Below are 18,581 nucleotides of genomic sequence, written 5' to 3'. Positions count from 1 at the left end.
TCGTGTTAACGCCCGTGTTTGGCTTAGTCCCTGAAACTGGGGTCAAGCCGGTCCATCTTTCGCAAAATGGCTGGCCATACAAAATTGTCTGCTCCGTTGGCGCCTGCCACGACCCGTACATCTCGCATGGCATTATCCACCGAATCCTGACTTGGAGCGTGAACGGGCGCTCCCGCACTTTGTGTCAGGATCTGGATTTTACAGGCTTTTTCAAGAAAGAACATCATCTCGAACGCCTTCGCGACGCTGCTTCCTGCGGTCAGGGTGCCGTGGTTGCGGAGGATGAGGCAATTTTTGTCGCCCATATCGGCAACAAGCCGTTCCTTTTCCCCGTCATTAACCGCAAAGCCTTCATAATCGTGATAGGCCACCATCATCCATGGCGGGATTGAGCTTTGGCACATCGGTAGCAGGCCGTCTTTCTGGTTGGAGACCGCGATGCCGTAATCCGTGTGCAAGTGAAGCACACACATGGCGTCGTCTCGTGCTGCGTGAATGGCGCTATGAATCACAAAACCAGCGGCATTGGGAATAAATGGCGTGTCCATCAGTTGCTTGCCACTCAGGTCCACCTTCACAAGGCTTGAAGCGGTTATTTCCTCGAACATCAAACCAAGCGGGTTGATCAGAAAATGATGATCTGTGCCAGGTATGCGCGCTGATATATGCGTGTAGATGAGATCATCCCAGCCCAGGTGCGCAACCATACGGTATGCTGCTGCCAGGTTTACTCTTGTTTCCCACTCGGTCGCCGATACCTTGTCCTTGACTGAGCCTATGCTCAACATTCCCGGTTTTGCCATGATCCCCTCCAACAACTCCGATAGTGACATTTTCTTCCCTGCAGAAGGTAGTGCGAATTTGATAGTCGTCCAAAGGCCAAGCGTGATTTATTTATCTGAGGCGCTGCCGCTGCCATTTCGCCTGGAGAAGAAGGAACGCACAGTGCCCCTACTGACCCCTGCGACGGATTGCAGGGCAAGAGGTGCCTGAGGGTGAATTTCCAACTCAAGCCAGTTGATATTGCGAAATCTGAGGATCAGAAGAAGCGCTTTGATCGTATAATCCACGATAATAACGGCGTACATGGCTTCAATCGGTCCGCCAACTGCGCGGACAAGGAGTCCGATACTTAAGCGCCCGACAATCATGCCGGCAAAGGTGACAATGAGGGGGAATTTTGTATCTCCGGCTCCGCGCAAGGCGCCGCCTATGGCAAATTCCACGGCCATGAGCGGCTGTACAATAGCGAGGATAAGTACGAAATATTCGGTATGGGCCCTGACAGCCTCGTCAGCAGACAGGACCGCAGCGATCGGGCCGCGGAAAAAGAAGGTCAACACGGCGAGGGTCGACATGCCTAAAATTGCCAGCCGCATCGCGGCCCAACCGCTGGCGACTGCCCCAGCAGCATCCTTTGCACCGAGCCGCTGTCCCGAGAGCGTGGCGCTCGCGGTACCAAAGCCGAGACCAACCACTATGGTAACACTCAGCACAGTTATGCCGATGCCGTAAGCTGCGAAAGCGGCGGTGCCATAGCCTGAGATAAGCATCATGAACAGAAGAAAGCTGACCTGAATAAGAATCTGTTCCAGCGCGGCGGGGCCTCCGATATTGGCAAGCAGCCGCAAGCGCGACATATTGAGGGCATCACCGGTTTGTGGGGTAAGTACATAGCGCCGTGAAAACCAACGGCAGGCAAACCAAAGCACAATAATGGACTGTCCGCCAGCGGTGCCCCACGGAATGCCCGAGACGCCCATGGCTGGCAGGCCAAAAGCACCGCGTACCAACACGTAAGACCCGGCAATGCTGAACAAGGTGCCAAAAGCGATAAAGCGTAGCGGCCTGATAACATCGCCGATCGCCCGGAACGATGTGGCGACGGCCAGCATGAGGGAAAAAACAATATTCAGCAGGCTCGCGGGGCGAATATAATCGACCGCTAGTGCTGCCGTTTGGGTATCTAAGCCAAACAGGCTGACAATCTGCGGTGCCGCAGCAAAGGTTATAGAGCCGAGGATCAGGGATAGCAGGACGGACAGTACCAGCGAGCTTGTGGTGGCCGCTGACGCTTCTGCCTTGTCGTCGGCACCCCATGCCCTCGCTACAACGGCTGTGGTTGCCACGGAAAGTGCCATTGACGCGGCCATCAGGAGGAAATGCACACGCCCGCCTGTGACAACTGCGGCACTGGCTTCGCGACCAAACGGCGCGACGATAGAAAGATGTGCAAACGAGATGGAGACCATCAATACGTTGCTGATGATGTTGGGGCCAGCTAGGCTCCAGACTGTTCTATAGGAAAATACCGCCATAAAATCTCGTGAGTTGACTGTTGCGCCAGCGGAGGGGTTAACGCCGTGAAGTAGGCCGAATTTGTCGCGGGGCCAGCTTGAGGGCGATTAGCCTCAGCATTTTGACACATTATGCATTATCTTTTCTGTCCTGCCTTGAAGCGAAGCAAAACCGACTTAATCCTTACCATTAGTTTTCAGGCCCCGGACGGGAGTGTGGGGTCTCGATATTCGGGTAAGGGAAGCCCGGAAAGAATTGGAGAGGGATAAGGTCCATGAGTAATTTGGAAGCGTTCCGCGCCGAGACGCGGGCATGGCTTGAAGAGAACTGTCCAAAGGCAATGCGCACACCCATGCAGGGCGAAGCGGATTTCTGTTGGGGCGGGCGCAAATATACGTTTCAGAGTGAAGATCAGAAAGTATGGCTCGAACGTATGGCAGCACGTGGCTGGACCGTGCCAACGTGGCCCAAGGAATATGGTGGCGGCGGCCTCACCAAAGACGAGGCAAAAATTCTCGCTACCGAGATGAAGAGGCTGAATGCCCGCGTGCCCTTGGTTTCTTTTGGCATATGGATGCTTGGTCCCGCGCTGCTCAAATTCGGTACGGAAGAACAAAAGAAAGAACACCTGCCAAAAATTGCGCGCGGAGAAATCCGCTGGTGTCAGGGCTACTCAGAACCCAACGCAGGCTCAGACCTTGCCGCGCTGGCCACCAAAGCCGTGGACCACGGCGACCACTATATCATCAATGGCCAGAAAATCTGGACATCATACGCCGACAAGGCGGACTGGATTTTCTGCCTTATCCGTACCGACACCACTGTCAAGCATGACGGTATCAGTTTTGTGCTGTTTGATATGGAAACGCCGGGTGTATCGACCAAGCCGATTAAACTGATTTCGGGCAATTCCCCCTTCTGTGAAACATTTTTTGATGACGTGAAGGTTCTCAAGAAAAACCTCATGGGTGAAGAAAACAAAGGCTGGACCATCGCGAAATATCTGCTGACACACGAGCGCAGCAATATCGGTGACATGGGTGTGCCAACGCCACTGAATATGCTTGCGAAGGACAAGTTGGGCACAAAGGACGGCGAACTTTCCGTGACCATGTTGCGACATCAGATTGCCGAGCATGAGATCGATGCAGCGTCATTCATGTTCACACTTGAGCGCGCTAAAGACGCGGCCAAAAGCGGCGGTGATCAGGGCGCTTTCTCATCGCTTCTCAAAGGATATGGCACAGAACTCAACAAAGACCGTCATGAGTTGATCGTGAAGGTCAATGGTTCAGACTCGTTTGAGTGGGAAGGCCAGTTCTCCAACAATGGCGAAATTGCCCGAACGTGGCTTCGCACCAAGGGTAACTCGATTGAGGGCGGCACCACCGAAGTGCAGCTCAATATTATTTCGAAACGCATTCTTGGGTTGCCAAGCTAAGGGGGAGACACATCATGGCACTAGTACTCAATGAAGAACAACAGCTCCTCAAAGAATCTGCTGAGGGGTTTCTCAAGGAAAAGGCGCCGGTCAGCCAACTCCGTAAATTGCGTGACGACGCTGACGAGACGGGCTTTTCCAAAGAGCTGTGGAATGAAATGTCCGAAATGGGCTTCGCGGGCCTCCTGATCGAAGAAGACCACGGCGGCACGGCTTTTGGCTGCGTCGGTGCAGGTATCGTCGCGGAAGCCATGGGTAAAACGCTTTCAGCATCGCCATATCTGGCGAGCGGTGTGGTGGCGGCTTCCGTTATCAAAGCTGCGGGAAGCGAGGGCCAGAAAGGCGCGCTTTTGCCAGCCATCGCTGCTGGTGAGCTTATCGTAACCCTCGCTGTGGATGAAAGCAGCCGTCATGCGCCGGAGGACACCGCACTGAAGGCAGAAAAGTCAGGCGACGGCTATAAGCTGAGCGGCATGAAGACATTTGTTCCGGAAGGGCACGTGGCCGACAAGGTGATTGTGCTGGCCCGTACAAGTGGTGCGGCTGGGGACACTGACGGGCTGAGCCTGTTTCTTGTGGAGGGTACCGCCTCCGGGTTGATCACCGATCGCACTGTGTCGGTGGACAGCCGCAACTGGGCCAAGCTGACCTTTGAAGGTGTAACTGTCGGTGCGGACGCTTTGCTGGGGGAAGAGGGGAAAGTGTTTGCCGCGCTAGACAGCGCATTGGATCGCGCGCGGATCGTTGTCGCGGCGGAGCTACTGGGCATTGCCCAGCACTGTTTTGATGAAACGGTGGAATACCTGAAGGAACGCAAACAGTTTGGCGTGCCAATTGGGTCGTTTCAGGCGTTGCAGCACCGCGCGGCGCAGCTCTATAGCGAGATCGAGGTCACACGGTCTGCGGTCCTTAAGGCGCTGCAGGTGGCAGACGCCGGCGGCAATGTGGCTTGGTTCGCCAGCCTTGCCAAGGCAAAAGCCAGTAAAACTGCAGAACTTGCCACCAATGAGGCCATCCAGATGCACGGTGGTATCGGCATGACCGACGAATTTGATATGGGCTTTTATATCAAGCGTGCGCGGGTGCTTCAGCATCTATACGGTGACTTCAACTATCATGCGGACCGTTTTGCCCGCTGTTCCGGTTATTGAGACGCAGTATGGCAAGTGTATTTGACAGCTTAGAGCTACCCAGTGTCGATCCGGACACCCCGCTTGATCAGGTCATCGGCCTGCTTACGAAGCCGGGAACGCCGTTTACCACGGGCGAAATTGAAATTGACGGTATAAAACACACCGCCTTTCTCAACCAGCCGCCCAGCCTGAGGGACGCCTTCATGATGTTCCTGGGGCATGCAGACAAGGAATTTCTTGTTTACGGCGAAGACCGTTACACATACGCCCAAGCGGTCGCCATGGCGTCGCAGTTTTCACAGGCCCTCGCGGAAGACTATGGCGTCAAGAAGGGGGATCGGGTCGCCCTGTCCATGCGCAATTATCCCGAATGGCCGATCGCCTATATGGGTATCATTGCGGCAGGCGGTATAGCGGTGCTGATGAACGCCTGGTGGACCGACGAAGAAGTTGCTTGGGCGATGGAAAACTGTGGTGCGCGTGTAGCCGTGACCGATGCACCGCGCGCGGAGCGTATGAAGCCACTTTTGGGCAGGGGCGACCTCCAGATTATTATCGCGCGGGATGCGTATGAGGCCGGCCCTGGGTTGTCCTCATTTACTGAAAGCCTCGCGGGTAAAAAGCCGATGGTCTGGCCGTCGGTTGAGCTCGGGCACGAAGATGATGCCATGATGCTCTATACCTCAGGCTCCACTGGCTTTCCGAAGGGGGCTTTGTCCACCCACCGGGCGGTTGTGTCTGTACTGATGAACTGGGTTTGTATCGCTTTGTCACTCAAGATGCTGGGGCGTCTTAATCCGGACCCGGAATTTCAGCCAGTTATGCTGGCTACTGTGCCGTTTTTCCACGTTACCGGCCTATTGCCGGTGTTGCTGGTGTCTGCCACGCTTGGGCGCAAGCTTGTGCTTATGCATAAATGGGATGTGGAAGAAGCTTTCAAGCTCATTGAAGCCGAAGGTGTTACCGGTATGACAGGCGTGCCGGCCATGTCGTTTGAAATGGCTACATCGCCGCTCAGGCATAAATACGACCTGTCGACGCTTCAGGACCTTGGCGGTGGTGGTGCGGCGCGCCCGCCTGAGCACGTCAAACTTATCAAGGAAGCCTTCCCTGACTCCAGCCCGGGCATTGGCTATGGCCTGACAGAAACCAACTCGCTCACGGCGGTTCTGTCGGCAGATGAATATGTCGAGCACCCAACAAGCACGGGTAAGGCCACGCCACCGCTTATTCATGTCAAGATTTTAAGCCCTGCGACAGGTAAGGAATTGCCAACCGGGCAGGCTGGCGAGATATGCATCAAAAGCGTAACCAATATTCGCGAATATTGGGACAATCCGGCTGCGACCGCCCGCGCGTTTCGCGACGGCTGGTTTCATTCCGGCGATATTGGTTATCTCGATGAAGAGGGCTACATCTATATTGTTGATCGGCTCAAAGAGATCATTATTCGCGGTGGTGAAAATATTTCCACACTTGAAGTCGAAGGTGTGCTGCACGGCATTACCGGCGTTCAGGATGTGGCGGTGTTCAGCCTGCCCGATGAACGCCTGGGCGAACTGGTTGGCGCTGTGGTTTCCACTGACGGTGAACTCTCTGAGGATGCTCTGAAGGGGGAAGTAGCCAAACATCTGGCGCTATTCAAGGTGCCCGAAAAAATCTGGATCACAAATGAACCGTTACCGATGATTGCCTCGGGTAAAATTGATCGTAACGGAATCAAAACAATGTACCGGGACCGCTGGCGGTCCGAACAGCAGTAAGAAGGGAAACGAGCATGTCCATGGATTTGGGATTAACAAAACGGGGCCAGGAACTGCGGGACAGGGTTCGCGACTTCATCGATGAGCACGTTGTGCCGGTTGAAGACGAATATCACCACGAGGTCGGCAGTACAGGCAACCGGTTCGAATTTACGCCGCGCATGACAGAAATTCTGGAAGACCTGAAGGCGAAAGCCAAAAAAGCAGGGCTTTGGAACTTCTGGCTGACGGGCTCTGATTCCGGTTTTGGCCTCACGACTGTTGAATATGCTTATTTGGCGGAAGAAATGGGTCGCTCTCACCTGGCGGCGGAAAGCTTTAACTGCTCCGCGCCCGACACCGGCAACATGGAAGTGATCGAGCGCTACGGCACTGACGAACATAAGGAAAAGTGGCTCAAGCCGTTGCTGGAAGGCAAAATTCGTTCTGCCTACCTGATGACGGAGCCAGAGGTGGCGTCATCGGACGCGACCAATATTTCCATGAGTGCAGTGCTGGACGGCGACGAGTACGTGCTGAACGGGGAAAAATACTGGGCGTCTGGCGCCGGCGACCCGCGCTGCGCTGTGTATGTCACCATGGTGCGCACAGACCCGGATGCACCGCGCAAGAGCCAGCACAGCATGATCCTTGTTGAAGCAGGCACGCCGGGCATTGAAATTTTGCGCCCGATGATGGTGTTCGGCCACGACGATGCCCCGCATGGCCATATGCACATTCGTTTCACAGATGTGCGCGTACCGAAGGAAAACCTTGTACTGGGAACAGGTCGCGGTTTTGAAGTATCCCAAGGCCGCTTGGGCCCTGGCCGTATCCACCACTGTATGCGCTCCATCGGGGCGGCTGAACGCGCACTTGAGCTGTTGATCAAACGGTCCCTTTCGAAAGAAGCGTTCGGTAAGACACTGGTCAAGCTTGGTGCCAACTATGACATTATCGCGGAAGCGCGGATCGAGATCGAGATGGCGCGACTGCTGTGCCTTAAAGCCGCGCATATGATGGATACTATCGGCACACAAGCTGCACAGCCGTACATCAGCCAGATCAAGGTTGTCGCACCGCGTATGGCGCTGAAAGTGATTGATGAAGCGATGCAAATGCACGGCGGGCAGGGTATCAGTCAGGACTTCCCTCTTGCGGCCATGTGGCACGGCCAGCGTACACTGCGTTTCGCCGATGGGCCGGATGCCGTGCACCGTATGGTGATTGCGCGAACCGAGCTCAAAAAGTACCGCACCAATAGCGTTTAGGGCCTGACCATGGACCTTTCAACATTATACCAGATCGGTGGCAAGGTTGCCCTTGTCACCGGCGGCGGCTCCGGTATTGGGGCAATGGCAACCGAAGCGCTCGTGCGGGCGGGGTGTAAGGTCTATATCGCCTCTCGCCGGTTGGCGAGCTGCGAGGATGTCGCCCATGAGCTGAACGCAGTAGGACCCGGCGAAGTGATTGCCTTGCAGGCGGACTTGTCGACGGCTGAAGGCACCGAAGGGCTGGCGAAAGAAATTGAAGCACGCGAAGGCAAGCTGGATATCCTTGTCAATAACTCGGGCATGACGTGGGGCGCGCCGTTTGAGGACTTCCCGCGCCAGAAGTGGGACGATGTTTTCCGCCTCAACGTTACCGCCGTGGCGGACCTCACGCGGCTTGTGCTGCCGCTTCTTAAAAAAGCGGGCACCAAGGAAGAACCGGCGCGGGTGGTCAACCTGGGCTCTGTTGTTGGTACACGGCCCGTGTCCAACAGCGCTTATTCCTATGGTGCGTCAAAGGCGGCCGTCCACCATCTGACCAAAATGCTCTCAAACGAGCTTGCGAAATTTCACGTCACTGTCAACGCGATCGCGCCGGGGCCGTTCCCCAGCCGCATGATGGCTTTTGTGACCGACAATGAGGAACGCAGGCGCGCTGCCGAAGAAAGGGTGCCGCTGCATCGCTGCGGTGAGCCTGAAGACGTAGCCGGGGTGCTGATTATGCTGTGTTCGCGCGCAGGCAGTTATATTACCGGCGGTATTATTCCGCTTGACGGCGGCGTTTCCGCGCTACCTTAAGCTTGAAACAATTCGAGAGTAGGAACTGAACAATGGCGATCACCGTAAATAAAGATGATATTCAGGATTACATTGGCAAAGAAACCGGCGTGTCCGACTGGTTCAAGATCGATCAGGAACGCATCAACGCGTTTGCCGACGTGACCCTTGACCACCAGTTCATCCACGTTGACCCGGAAAAGGCGGCGAAAACCCCATTTGGTACAACCATCGCGCACGGTTTTCTGACGCTGTCGATGGCCCCTTACCTGATGGCTGATGCAGCTATTGGTCTTGAGGGGGCCGTGATGGGCATCAATTATGGTTCCGATAAAGTTCGATTTATGAGCCCGGTGAAAGTGAACAGCGAAATTCGCGCACGGTCAAAGCTTCTGAGCGTTTCAGAGAAGCCGGGCAATCGCTTTCTTCTCAAGACGGAGCTGACCATGGAAATTAAAGGTGAAGAGCGCCCGGCATTGATCGCCGAATGGTTGACCATGCAGGTGTTGGCCGGTTAAGCGTTTAATTTATTAGATAATTGTGGAGAGTGAGATGAGCATTCGCTTTGATGATCGGGTTGCAATAGTAACCGGTGCTGGTGGTGGTCTTGGGCGCACGCATGCGCTTGAACTGGCGCGCCGCGGCGCCAAGGTTGTAGTAAACGATCTTGGCGGTGACGTGCATGGCGTGGGCGGCTCCAGCGAGGCAGCGGAAGCCGTGGTTAAGGAGATCATAGACGCAGGCGGTGAGGCTTTTGCCCATGGTGCCAATGTGACCAACGAAGAACAGGTTGCCGACATGGTAGCGAAAACCATGGAAAAATGGGGCCGTATCGACGTTCTGGTAAACAACGCTGGTGTGCTGCGTGACAAGACCTTTGCTAAAATGAGCGTGGAAGACTTCAACTTTGTTGTTCAGGTTCACCTCATGGGCGCAGTCGTATGTACCAAAGCTGTGTGGGAAATCATGCGCGAGCAAGGCTATGGCCGCATTGTCATGACCACATCCTCCTCCGGCCTTTATGGTAACTTTGGCCAGTCAAACTATGGTGCGGCCAAAATGGCGGTTGTTGGTTTCATGAACACACTGTGCCTTGAAGGCGCGAAATATAACATTCGCACCAATTGTCTCGCACCTATGGCCGCAACACGCATGACCGAAGGGCTGTTGCCTGAAGCGGCGCTCAAGCTCTCGACACCGGAATCGGTGACGGCCGGGCTGATCACGCTGTGTGATGATGATGCACCGAACCGCACGATTCTCGCGGCGGGTGCTGGCGGTTATGCGCGTGCTGTGGTGTATGAGACAGACGGCATTTACCTAAAGCCGGATGAACAGACGCCTGAAAATGTGCGTGCTCAGATGGCCGACATCAATATTGCCGAAGGCCAACAGGAGTTGGTGCAAGGTGGGCAGCAATCAATGAAATTTATCGGAAAAGCCGCAGCAGCGCTCGGCATCAAAATGGGTTAAGGAGCAAAGTAATGCGGGAAGCAGTAATTGTATCAACAGCGCGGACGCCGATCGGTAAAGCCTATCGGGGCTCCTTGAATGCCACGCTTTCGCCAAGCCTTGGTGCACATTCGATCAAACATGCAGTTGAGCGTGCCGGTCTTGAAGGTGGTGAAATTGACGATGTGATCATGGGTTGTGCGCTGACACAAGGTTCCTCGGGGCCAAATATCGGACGCCTTGCAGCGCTACGCGCTGGGCTACCGGTCAGCGTGTCCGGCATGACCATCGACCGCCAGTGCTCCAGCGGTATGATGGCAATCGCAACCGCGGCCAAACAGGTTATGTATGACGGCATGGACATCGTTGTAGGCGCGGGCCTCGACAGTATTTCCGTGGTTCAGAATGAGCATATGAACCGCTGGCAGGCGGTTGATAAAAGCCTGGTTGAAATGCATCCGAATACTTACATGCCGATGCTGCAAACCGCTGAAATCGTGGCGGAGCGCTATGGCATCAGCCGTGACGCGATGGATGAATACAGCCTGCAGTCTCAGCAGCGTACAGCTGCTGCACAGCAGGCGGGCAAGTTTGATGACGAGATCGTGCCCATTTCCACCAAAATGGTGCAGGTGAACAAAGAAACGAAGGAAATGACCTTCCACGACGTCACTCTTGAAAAAGATGAGGGCAACCGCCCGGAGACGACGCTTGAAGGCCTTTCTGGTCTGAAGACGGTTATTGAAGGCGGCACCATCACAGCAGGTAACGCCAGCCAGCTTTCCGACGGCTCGTCGGCGTCTGTTGTCATGGATGCCAGGGAAGCTGAAAAACGCGGTCTTAGCCCACTGGGTTATTACCGTGGTATCGCCGTTGCGGGCCTTGAGCCTGACGAGATGGGTATTGGTCCGGTGTATGCCATCCCTAAGCTTTTGAAAGCCAATGGCCTCAAGATGGATGATATCGGCCTTTGGGAGCTTAACGAGGCCTTTGCTGTCCAGGTGCTTTATTGCCGTGACAAACTGGGTATCCCGAACGACCTGCTGAACGTAAACGGCGGGGCCATTTCTATCGGCCATCCTTACGGTATGTCCGGTGCACGTATGGTGGGTCATGCCCTTATCGAAGGCAAGCGCCGCGGTGCAAAATATGTGGTCTGCACCATGTGTGTTGGCGGTGGCATGGGGGCGGCAGGCCTCTTCGAAGTTGCCTGATCGTAACCGGTAAAGCTTTGTGGGGCGGGCTAGGGCAATGGCTCAGCTCGCCCCAAATGTTTCAAGGGAGAGAGATGATGAAAGCAGTAAGGTGTAACGCTCTTGGGTCACACACGGGACTGACAGTTGAAGACGTCGACACGCCAAAGCCGGGTAAGGGCGAGGTGCTGATAGACGTCAAGGCTGCAGGGCTTAACTTTCCTGATGTGCTGATGGTGGCGGGCAAATATCAGTTTAAGGCCGAGCTGCCGTTCACGCCGGGTGGCGAAGGTGCGGGTGTTGTTGATGAGTTGGGTGAAGGGGTTACGAACGTCAAGGTCGGCGACCGGGTGATCTTCTTCAACCAGACGGGCGCGTTTGCTGAGAAAATCGCGGCGCCAGCCAAAACGCTGGTACCGATGCCGGAGAAGATGCCATTCGAAGTGGCTGCTGGCTTCACGATTACCTATGCCACAAGCTATCATGCCCTGAAGCAGCGGGCGAACATCCAGAAAGGTGAAACGCTGTTGGTACTGGGCGCGGCTGGTGGTGTGGGTCTCGCCACTGTGGAGCTTGGTAAAGCCATGGGTGCGGTTGTGATTGCGGCGGCCAGCAGCGACGAGAAGCTCGAAGTCTGCAAGAAAGCCGGTGCGCACCATGTCATCAACTATTCAGGCGAAGATCTGAAAGCGCGGGTAAAGGAAATAACCGACGGCAAGGGCGTGGATGTGATCTATGACCCGGTTGGCGGTGACTATACCGAAGCCGCCTTGCGCACCATGGCCCCAGGGGGGCGTCTCTTGGTGATCGGGTTTGCTGCGGGCGATATCCCAAAGCCGCCACTGAACCTGTGTCTGCTCAAACAATGCTCAATCGTCGGTGTGTTCTGGGGCAACTGGGCGCGCGCAAACCCAGGTTTGCAGGTTCAAAACATGATGGACATGTTCAAGATGTTTGATGACGGCATCATCGACCCACTTGTCAACGATGTGTTCAGCCTGGATGAGGCCGTGGAAGCCTTTTCCTGTCTGACCGAGCGCCGTGCCAAGGGTAAAGTTATTTTAAAGCCTTAAAAGCATGAAGGCGTTTAATAAAACTTGTGGAGTGCTGCGGCGCTCCATAAGGTGGCCGAAATAAATTACTTTCTTTGAGATTTTGAGATGGCCACAGTTACGATTGTGGTGGCCACATATGACCGGCCACTTCATTTGAAGAATACTATTTCTTCCATTTTGCACCAGACATTCGAAGATTGGCTGCTGCTTGTGGTGGGTGATGCGTGCTCCCCTGAAACACAGGAGGCTATGGAAGTTTTTAATGATGAGCGAATTTTCTATTTAAATTTGGCTGAGCGCTGCGGAGAGCAAGGGGGGCCTAACAGTGCAGGTTTCTACGCCGCCGAAACAGAATATGTCGCTTTTGCCAACCATGATGACATCTGGCTTCCCGACCACCTACAGCGCGCGATAAGCACGTTAGAGACTGGTGAGACGGATTTTTACGCCGCGGGCGCCGCATTGACGGTTTCTGCGTTGCCGCGTAACTTGCCTGTGGCCTGGGAACGAACGCCGCTGGGGCGTTCAGCCGCCGATGCCTTTTTGAATATGCCTGTGTTGTTCGAACCCGTCTCGGCGTGGGTGGTCAGGCGCAGCCTGTTAAAGACGGTTGGTGCTTGGCGTCCGGCCAGTCAAATATATCGTACGCCACTTGAGGACTGGGTGTTAAGAGCCTGGCGTGCCGATGTATCTTGCCATTTTGATGATGAAATATCTGTCATTTATTGTAACGCGGAGAAGGTGCGCGGATCTGGTCCGGCGAGTGGGTATAAAGATAATAATGCTGAGTGCGAAGGGGCATTTTGGTTGAAATTGTTGGAAGAGAAGGGGGGCAAAAATTTAAGGTCGCTGATAGGTAAACAGCTGAGGTCATTTGACGGTAAGCGTAAGTGGACATTTCTCAGACGCCAGTATGAGATGAAAGATAGCGCTTGGGTGTTTGATGGCCTTCTGACCAAGGAAACCGCCCGACTTTACAAAGAATTTGGCTGGGACGCACACGCTCAGGCTTGTTCCATGCTGAGCACGCGGCGTGGGCAAGCCATGGCTTTGATGCTGAAGCGCCGAACCGGCGAGGATCTGCCGCGCCACGAAAATTGGCGAGCGATTGCGCACACCGCAAAAACGAGGCTGCAGGCCGATGCACGCTGGCGGAAAATGAATGCTGATGCTTAAGTGGCTGGAAGAACGTCGTGCTGCGTGCCAGATGCGCTTTGAGGAAATCCGCTTTGCTGATAGCAGAGAGTGGCGGTTGACAGAAAAGGGGCTGGTTCATGAAACGGGCGGCTTTTTCTCCGTTCAGGGCATTGCTGGAAAGTCCATGGCATCTGGATTGAGTGCCTTTGCACAGCCCATTATCAACCAACCCGAGATCGGTATTCTTGGTTTCATCGTGTCCGGTAGCGGCGGTGCCTACCGCTGGCTTGTGCAGGCCAAAGCTGAGCCTGGCAATGTGGGTACTGTGCAATTGGCGCCCAGCGTGCAGGCAACGTATAGCAATTACACCCGCAAGCATGGGGGCGCAGCGACACATTATCTTGAATGTTTCGCCGCACCTGACGTTAGTATTGTCGGTGATAGCCTGCAGTCCGAGCAGGGAACGCGGTTTCTGACAAAATTCAACCGGAACATGCTGTGCGACGTTTCATGTGACTTGCCGCTGGTGAATGAGCAATATTGCTGGTTTTCGGCAGCGCAGATGCGTGCCGCACTGGCGCTTGATTTCGCAATCAATACTGATGCCAGATCCGTCATTGTTTGCTCTCCATGGAAATATCTTGCCGACCCAAAGGGTGCCTTTGGCGGTACAATGCCGATACAGCGCGTGCTCTCAAGGTCATACGCGCACACATCGTCACGGGATATTGTAGGTACCGCGCAACAGAAGCTGGACAAGTTGCGACTATCAATGGATCTGCAACTTGAGACCGTGCCTTTGGAAGCTTTATCTGGGTGGCGGTTCGGAGACACGTCTATCGTAGTTTCGGATGCCGGCGAGTCCTCCCTTGAGGTTCGGCATTACCACGTAACGTCTCCTGAAAGGGAAAAAGATAAATGGGATCAGCCGCTTGTTCTGTCAACTTCATCTGATGAAGTAATGCTGTTCTGTCAGCAGCGCGATGGGGTGTTGCACTTTCTCTTGCGTCCGGCGTATGAGGTAGGGCTGACGGGCGGGGTTGAGTTTGGCCCTAGTCATAAGCTTGAAACAGTTGTTACTCAGCCTGAATGGTTACGCACATTGGCTGAGCATCAGGAATGGGAAACCCTGATTCAGGTTGAACAGTCGGACGAAGGGGGCAGGTTCATGGGGGCCTGTTGCGTGTATAGCATTCGGCAAATTCCTGCAAACTATAGCGTTTTTGAGGATACTGAGAATTTCTGGGTCACCCTTCAGGAGGTTGAAAAACTCTGTGCAGCCCCCGGAATATTGACGAACGAAGCGCGCTCGGTCATCTCGCTCTTGCTGGCATTCATTTAATGGATCACCCCCGGTAAATAAATTTCTGGACTGGTTGGTCTTGAAAAAGCCGTCAAGCCGTATATTTTCCATTCCACGTGGGAATGATAACGATCGGGGAACATATGCCGGCCTTGAGGCTTATTGCCGGGAGCACAGCGCGTGAACGCATCGAAGAACATGGCTTGACTCCGTCGCTGATACGCATGGTTGTCGGCGCTTCAGGCGGGCCTAAATGGCTTGTCTTGCGCGGGCTTGACCGCTTTGTTTTTGGTGACTGGTTGATGAATGCAGACCAGACTATCGACATGGTGGGGTCTTCTATCGGCGCCTGGCGCATGACCATTGCCAGTCATCCCGACCCAGGTCCTATGCTTGAACGCTTTGAGGAGGCGTACTTCGGCTTCGGGAGCGAGGACGGAGCCAGCCCGAAAGCTGTTAGTATGGCCTCATACAGAATTCTGGAAAAAATAATGGGGCCCGAGGTGCGAGATGCCATTGTTGGCAACCCGCGACGGAACCTCAACATTGTTGCGGTACGGTGCGAAGGCCCAACCGCGAGCGAAACTTTGGTGGTGGAAGGGGCTGGCTTATTGGCTGCGGCCTCTATGAATGCCATCAGCCGCGCGGCGTTGGGCAAGTTTTTCAAGCGGGCTGTATTTTATTCGGGTCGCGGGGTTGCGTGCTCATCGGTGTGGCAGGATTTTGGCCGTATCGACGTGAAGTTGCGTCCGACGGCGCTGCATGATGCGTTGATGGCATCCGGCTCCATACCATTTGCTATTGAACCCGTGCGTGACATTGAGGGTGCGCCGGAAGGTGTTTACCGGGATGGGGGCGTCATCGACTATCATTTTGATGTGCCGTGGTCCTATGACAGTGGTATCGTACTTTATCCGCATTTCTACGGCCACCTGACTCCGGGATGGTTTGATAAAATGCGGAAGACAAGGCGAGCAGGCCCCGCTGTCCTGAAACAGCAGTTGATTTTGGCTCCGAGCGACGAATTTGTAGCTACTCTGCCACATGGCCGTATTCCGGATAGGAAAAACTTTACTGATATGGCGGATACTGACCGCAGAACTTATTGGCGTCAGGTGGTGGGAGAGAGTGAGCGCTTGGCCGATGAGTATGCGACACTGCTCGAAAAACCGGGCGCACTCATGGACAGGCTTGAAACCGTAACGGCATAGTCATCGTCTGGTTTTTTTGGGGAGAGGAGTGATAATGGAAGGTTCTAAAATGGATCAGGTGACGTTCACCGAAGAAGATATGCTGGCCTCTCATTTGGGAGAACTGGTGGATAAATGTGTTGCTGAACATGGCGAAAAACCGTCTGTAAGCTGTATTTTGCCTACCGGGCATTCGCATACGCTGAGTTTTGCAGATATCGGCAGGATGTCTGACGCCGTTGCGTCCTACCTGCGAGAAGACCTCGGGCTGAAGCCTGGAGAAGTGGTGGCTATCCAATGCCCCAACACACTTGCATATCCGGTTTTGGCTTTCGGTATCTTCAAGGCCGGTCTGGTGGCTACCAACGTCAACCCGCTATACACAACGGAGGAAACCAACCACCAACTGAGGGATAGTGGAGCCAAGGTCTGGTTCGTTATTGATGTTTTTGGTGATCGGATCAAACAATCCATTGAGGGAACGTCAGTTGATCGGGTTTACACATTATCTCTTGTGGATCTTTTCCCAAAGGTGCAGAGGGCACTGCTCGGTTTTGCACTCAAGTATCTCAAAAAGGCAGTACCGCCCTTGAATGCGCCAGTCGCGGGGACTCTCTCGGATGTGCTTAAGGCTGGCATGAAACATATGGCTCGCGGTGTCAGTGTGAGTGCGTATCAGGCAGGTAAAAATCATTCTGACGTGGCTATCTTCCAGTACACGGGCGGTACGACAGGGCGTAGTAAAGGTGCAGAACTGACGCACGGCAATGTCGTGGGCAATATTTCACAAGCCAACAAGCGCGATGACGGCATCGAACGAGGCGACGCCGAAAGTCTGCTGCTGGTGTTGCCTCTCTATCATGTTTATGCCTTGGCTGTGGGTATGTTGAACAGCATGTATACGGGCGTGCATGTGGTTCTGGTGCCTGTGCCGCGGCCGTTGTCGAACCTGAAGCCGGTGTTTGAGAAATTCGATATTACGGTGATGCCTGGCGTCAATACGCTTTATTTGGGTCTCATGCAGGAAGAATGGTTCGTGAGCAACCCGCCTAAAACACTGCGTTATTGTTTCTCTGGAGCGGCCCCGTTGCAACCTGCGACAGCGCAGCGCTGGGAAGAATTGACGGGCGCGTCTATTTATGAGGGTTATGGCCTGACGGAAGGTACCTGTGTCGTTTCGTCGATGCCGCTAAACCGGCCGCCAAAGCGCGGAACCTGTGGTATTCCCATTCCGGGTACGGAAATCCGCATTGTGGATGACGAGGGCAATGAGGTCCCTAGCGGGCAACCGGGTGAACTTTGGATACGCGGCCCGCAGATCATGCGTGGTTATCTTAATAATCCGGATGCGACCTCCAGCACAATCGTGGAGGGTGGCTGGTTGATGACCGGTGATGTGGCCGTCGTTGATGATGAAGGGTATCTTGCAATTGTAGACCGAAAGAAGGACATGGTCATTGTCTCGGGCTTTAATGTTTTCCCGACTGACATTGAGGATGTGCTGACACGTTTCGACAAAGTCGCTGAGGCAGCTGTGGTTGGCGCACCAGACCTGGAAAGTGGTGAAAAAGTCGTGGCCTATATCGTCAAGCGGGACGAGAGTCTGACAGAGAGTGAGGTTATCGCCCATTGCCGTGAGCACATGACCGGGTATAAGGTTCCCAAAACCATATGTTTTATAAATGAATTGCCCAAGTCTCCGGTCGGTAAGGTTCTGCGCCGTGAGTTGAGGGGCATGGCCCGCGCGGATGCCGAAGGCAATTGACTCCGGAGCCATAAACAGAAAGGGCGATTCTGGTGGATATTGGTCTCAAAGGCAAACGTGTTCTGGTAACTGGCGGTACACGCGGTATCGGTGCCGCTATTGTTGACGGGTTTGTGCGTGAAGGTGCCCGGGTCGCCTTGTGTGCCCGTCACGCTGAGCAGGTGAACCAGAAAGTGAGTGCATTGTCAGGTGAGGGCGGCGACGTTATCGGCGCTGCCGTCGATGTCTCGGATACTCAGGCGTACGCAAACTGGATTCAGTCAAGTGCAGCCACTCTTGGCGGCGTGGATGTGTTTATCCCTAATGTCAGCGCCGGCGCACTGTCGGGAGAGGAGGGCTGGCAACGCGCTTTTGACGTAGACCTGATGGCAACAGTCAGGGGTTGTGAAGCGATTTTACCGCATATTGCAGCATCCGATGACGGTGCAATAGTGGTTATATCCAGTATTGCTGCTCTTGAAGATTTTGGGTCTCCAGGCGCTTACAATACCGTAAAGGCTGGCCTTATCGCCTATGCCAGCCAGTTGGGGGCCGCTATGGCTCCTCATGGGGTCCGGGTCAACTGTGTGTCTCCCGGTCCTATTCATGTGGAAGATGGTTTCTGGGGAGACATCAAGCGGCAGCAGCCTGAAGCTTACAAGGGCACTGTAGCGCGGCAGCCGTTTGGGCGGCTGGGTCTTCCGTCAGAGGTTGCTAACGCAGTTCTATTTCTGGCTAGCCCGGCAGCCAAATGGATCACCCGGACCAATCTTATTGTTGATGGCGGTTTTACAAAACGAATCCAGTTTTAGAACCGGTGTATCTGCTGGTTGCCTAACGAGGGT

The 18,581-nt window shown here is 54.5% G+C and carries 16 protein-coding genes; 14 read left to right on the top strand and 2 right to left on the bottom strand.

Annotation, left to right across the window (positions count from 1 at the left end):
- Positions 1–23: 23 nt before the first annotated feature.
- A complete protein-coding gene (locus tag ACN0VM_RS04590; RefSeq protein ID WP_417449669.1) occupies positions 24–803 on the bottom strand; it encodes a class II aldolase/adducin family protein in 780 nt (259 codons plus the stop codon).
- An 87-nt stretch (positions 804–890) separates the two neighbouring features.
- A complete protein-coding gene (locus ACN0VM_RS04585; RefSeq protein WP_417449668.1) occupies positions 891–2,318 on the bottom strand; it encodes an MATE family efflux transporter in 1,428 nt (475 codons plus the stop codon).
- Between the two features lie 254 nt (positions 2,319–2,572).
- Here ACN0VM_RS04585 and ACN0VM_RS04580 point away from each other — a divergent pair, with 254 nt between their 5' ends.
- The 14 genes from ACN0VM_RS04580 (at position 2,573) to ACN0VM_RS04515 (ending at position 18,548) form a co-directional block, all read left to right on the top strand.
- The gene (locus ACN0VM_RS04580; RefSeq protein WP_417449667.1) at positions 2,573–3,739 is read left to right on the top strand and encodes an acyl-CoA dehydrogenase family protein; all 1,167 of its coding nucleotides are present in this window, start codon (positions 2,573–2,575) and stop codon (positions 3,737–3,739) included.
- Between the two features lie 14 nt (positions 3,740–3,753).
- The gene (locus ACN0VM_RS04575) at positions 3,754–4,890 is read left to right on the top strand and encodes an acyl-CoA dehydrogenase family protein (RefSeq protein ID WP_417449666.1); all 1,137 of its coding nucleotides are present in this window, start codon (positions 3,754–3,756) and stop codon (positions 4,888–4,890) included.
- An 8-nt stretch (positions 4,891–4,898) separates the two neighbouring features.
- The gene (locus ACN0VM_RS04570; protein ID WP_417449665.1) at positions 4,899–6,635 is read left to right on the top strand and encodes a class I adenylate-forming enzyme family protein; all 1,737 of its coding nucleotides are present in this window, start codon (positions 4,899–4,901) and stop codon (positions 6,633–6,635) included.
- A 14-nt stretch (positions 6,636–6,649) separates the two neighbouring features.
- Entirely contained in the window at positions 6,650–7,885 is a 1,236-nt protein-coding gene (locus ACN0VM_RS04565; RefSeq protein WP_417449664.1) for an acyl-CoA dehydrogenase family protein, read from the top strand.
- Positions 7,886–7,894: 9 nt separating this feature from the next.
- Positions 7,895–8,683, top strand: a complete 789-nt coding sequence (locus tag ACN0VM_RS04560; protein WP_417449663.1) for an SDR family oxidoreductase — start codon at positions 7,895–7,897, stop codon at positions 8,681–8,683.
- A gap of 32 nt (positions 8,684–8,715) precedes the next feature.
- A complete protein-coding gene (locus ACN0VM_RS04555; RefSeq protein ID WP_417449662.1) occupies positions 8,716–9,180 on the top strand; it encodes a MaoC family dehydratase in 465 nt (154 codons plus the stop codon).
- A 34-nt stretch (positions 9,181–9,214) separates the two neighbouring features.
- Positions 9,215–10,135 carry an SDR family NAD(P)-dependent oxidoreductase gene (locus ACN0VM_RS04550; RefSeq protein WP_417449661.1) on the top strand — a complete coding sequence of 307 codons (921 nt, stop codon included), beginning with the start codon at positions 9,215–9,217 and terminating at the stop codon, positions 10,133–10,135.
- 11 nt (positions 10,136–10,146) lie between these two features.
- Entirely contained in the window at positions 10,147–11,328 is a 1,182-nt protein-coding gene (locus ACN0VM_RS04545) for an acetyl-CoA C-acyltransferase (protein ID WP_417449660.1), read from the top strand.
- Positions 11,329–11,405: 77 nt separating this feature from the next.
- Positions 11,406–12,380 (top strand): NADPH:quinone oxidoreductase family protein, encoded by a 975-nt coding sequence (locus ACN0VM_RS04540; protein WP_417449719.1) that lies wholly within the window; start codon positions 11,406–11,408, stop codon positions 12,378–12,380.
- A gap of 87 nt (positions 12,381–12,467) precedes the next feature.
- A complete protein-coding gene (locus ACN0VM_RS04535) occupies positions 12,468–13,538 on the top strand; it encodes a glycosyltransferase family 2 protein (RefSeq protein ID WP_417449659.1) in 1,071 nt (356 codons plus the stop codon).
- The gene (locus ACN0VM_RS04530; RefSeq protein ID WP_417449658.1) at positions 13,525–14,841 is read left to right on the top strand and encodes an NDP-hexose 2,3-dehydratase family protein; all 1,317 of its coding nucleotides are present in this window, start codon (positions 13,525–13,527) and stop codon (positions 14,839–14,841) included. The genes ACN0VM_RS04535 and ACN0VM_RS04530 overlap by 14 nt, the downstream gene beginning before the upstream one ends.
- A 104-nt stretch (positions 14,842–14,945) precedes the next feature.
- Positions 14,946–16,013, top strand: coding sequence for a patatin-like phospholipase family protein (locus ACN0VM_RS04525; RefSeq protein WP_417449657.1), 1,068 nt, complete (start codon positions 14,946–14,948; stop codon positions 16,011–16,013).
- A gap of 34 nt (positions 16,014–16,047) precedes the next feature.
- Positions 16,048–17,757 (top strand): long-chain-fatty-acid--CoA ligase, encoded by a 1,710-nt coding sequence (locus ACN0VM_RS04520; RefSeq protein WP_417449656.1) that lies wholly within the window; start codon positions 16,048–16,050, stop codon positions 17,755–17,757.
- A 32-nt stretch (positions 17,758–17,789) separates the two neighbouring features.
- The gene (locus ACN0VM_RS04515; RefSeq protein ID WP_417449655.1) at positions 17,790–18,548 is read left to right on the top strand and encodes an SDR family NAD(P)-dependent oxidoreductase; all 759 of its coding nucleotides are present in this window, start codon (positions 17,790–17,792) and stop codon (positions 18,546–18,548) included.
- The last annotated feature ends 33 nt before the right edge of the window (positions 18,549–18,581 follow it).

The sequence above is a fragment of the Kordiimonas sp. genome (assembly GCF_048260245.1).
Classification (GTDB): domain Bacteria; phylum Pseudomonadota; class Alphaproteobacteria; order Sphingomonadales; family Kordiimonadaceae; genus Kordiimonas.
This window is presented reverse-complemented; position numbering and strand designations above follow the sequence as displayed.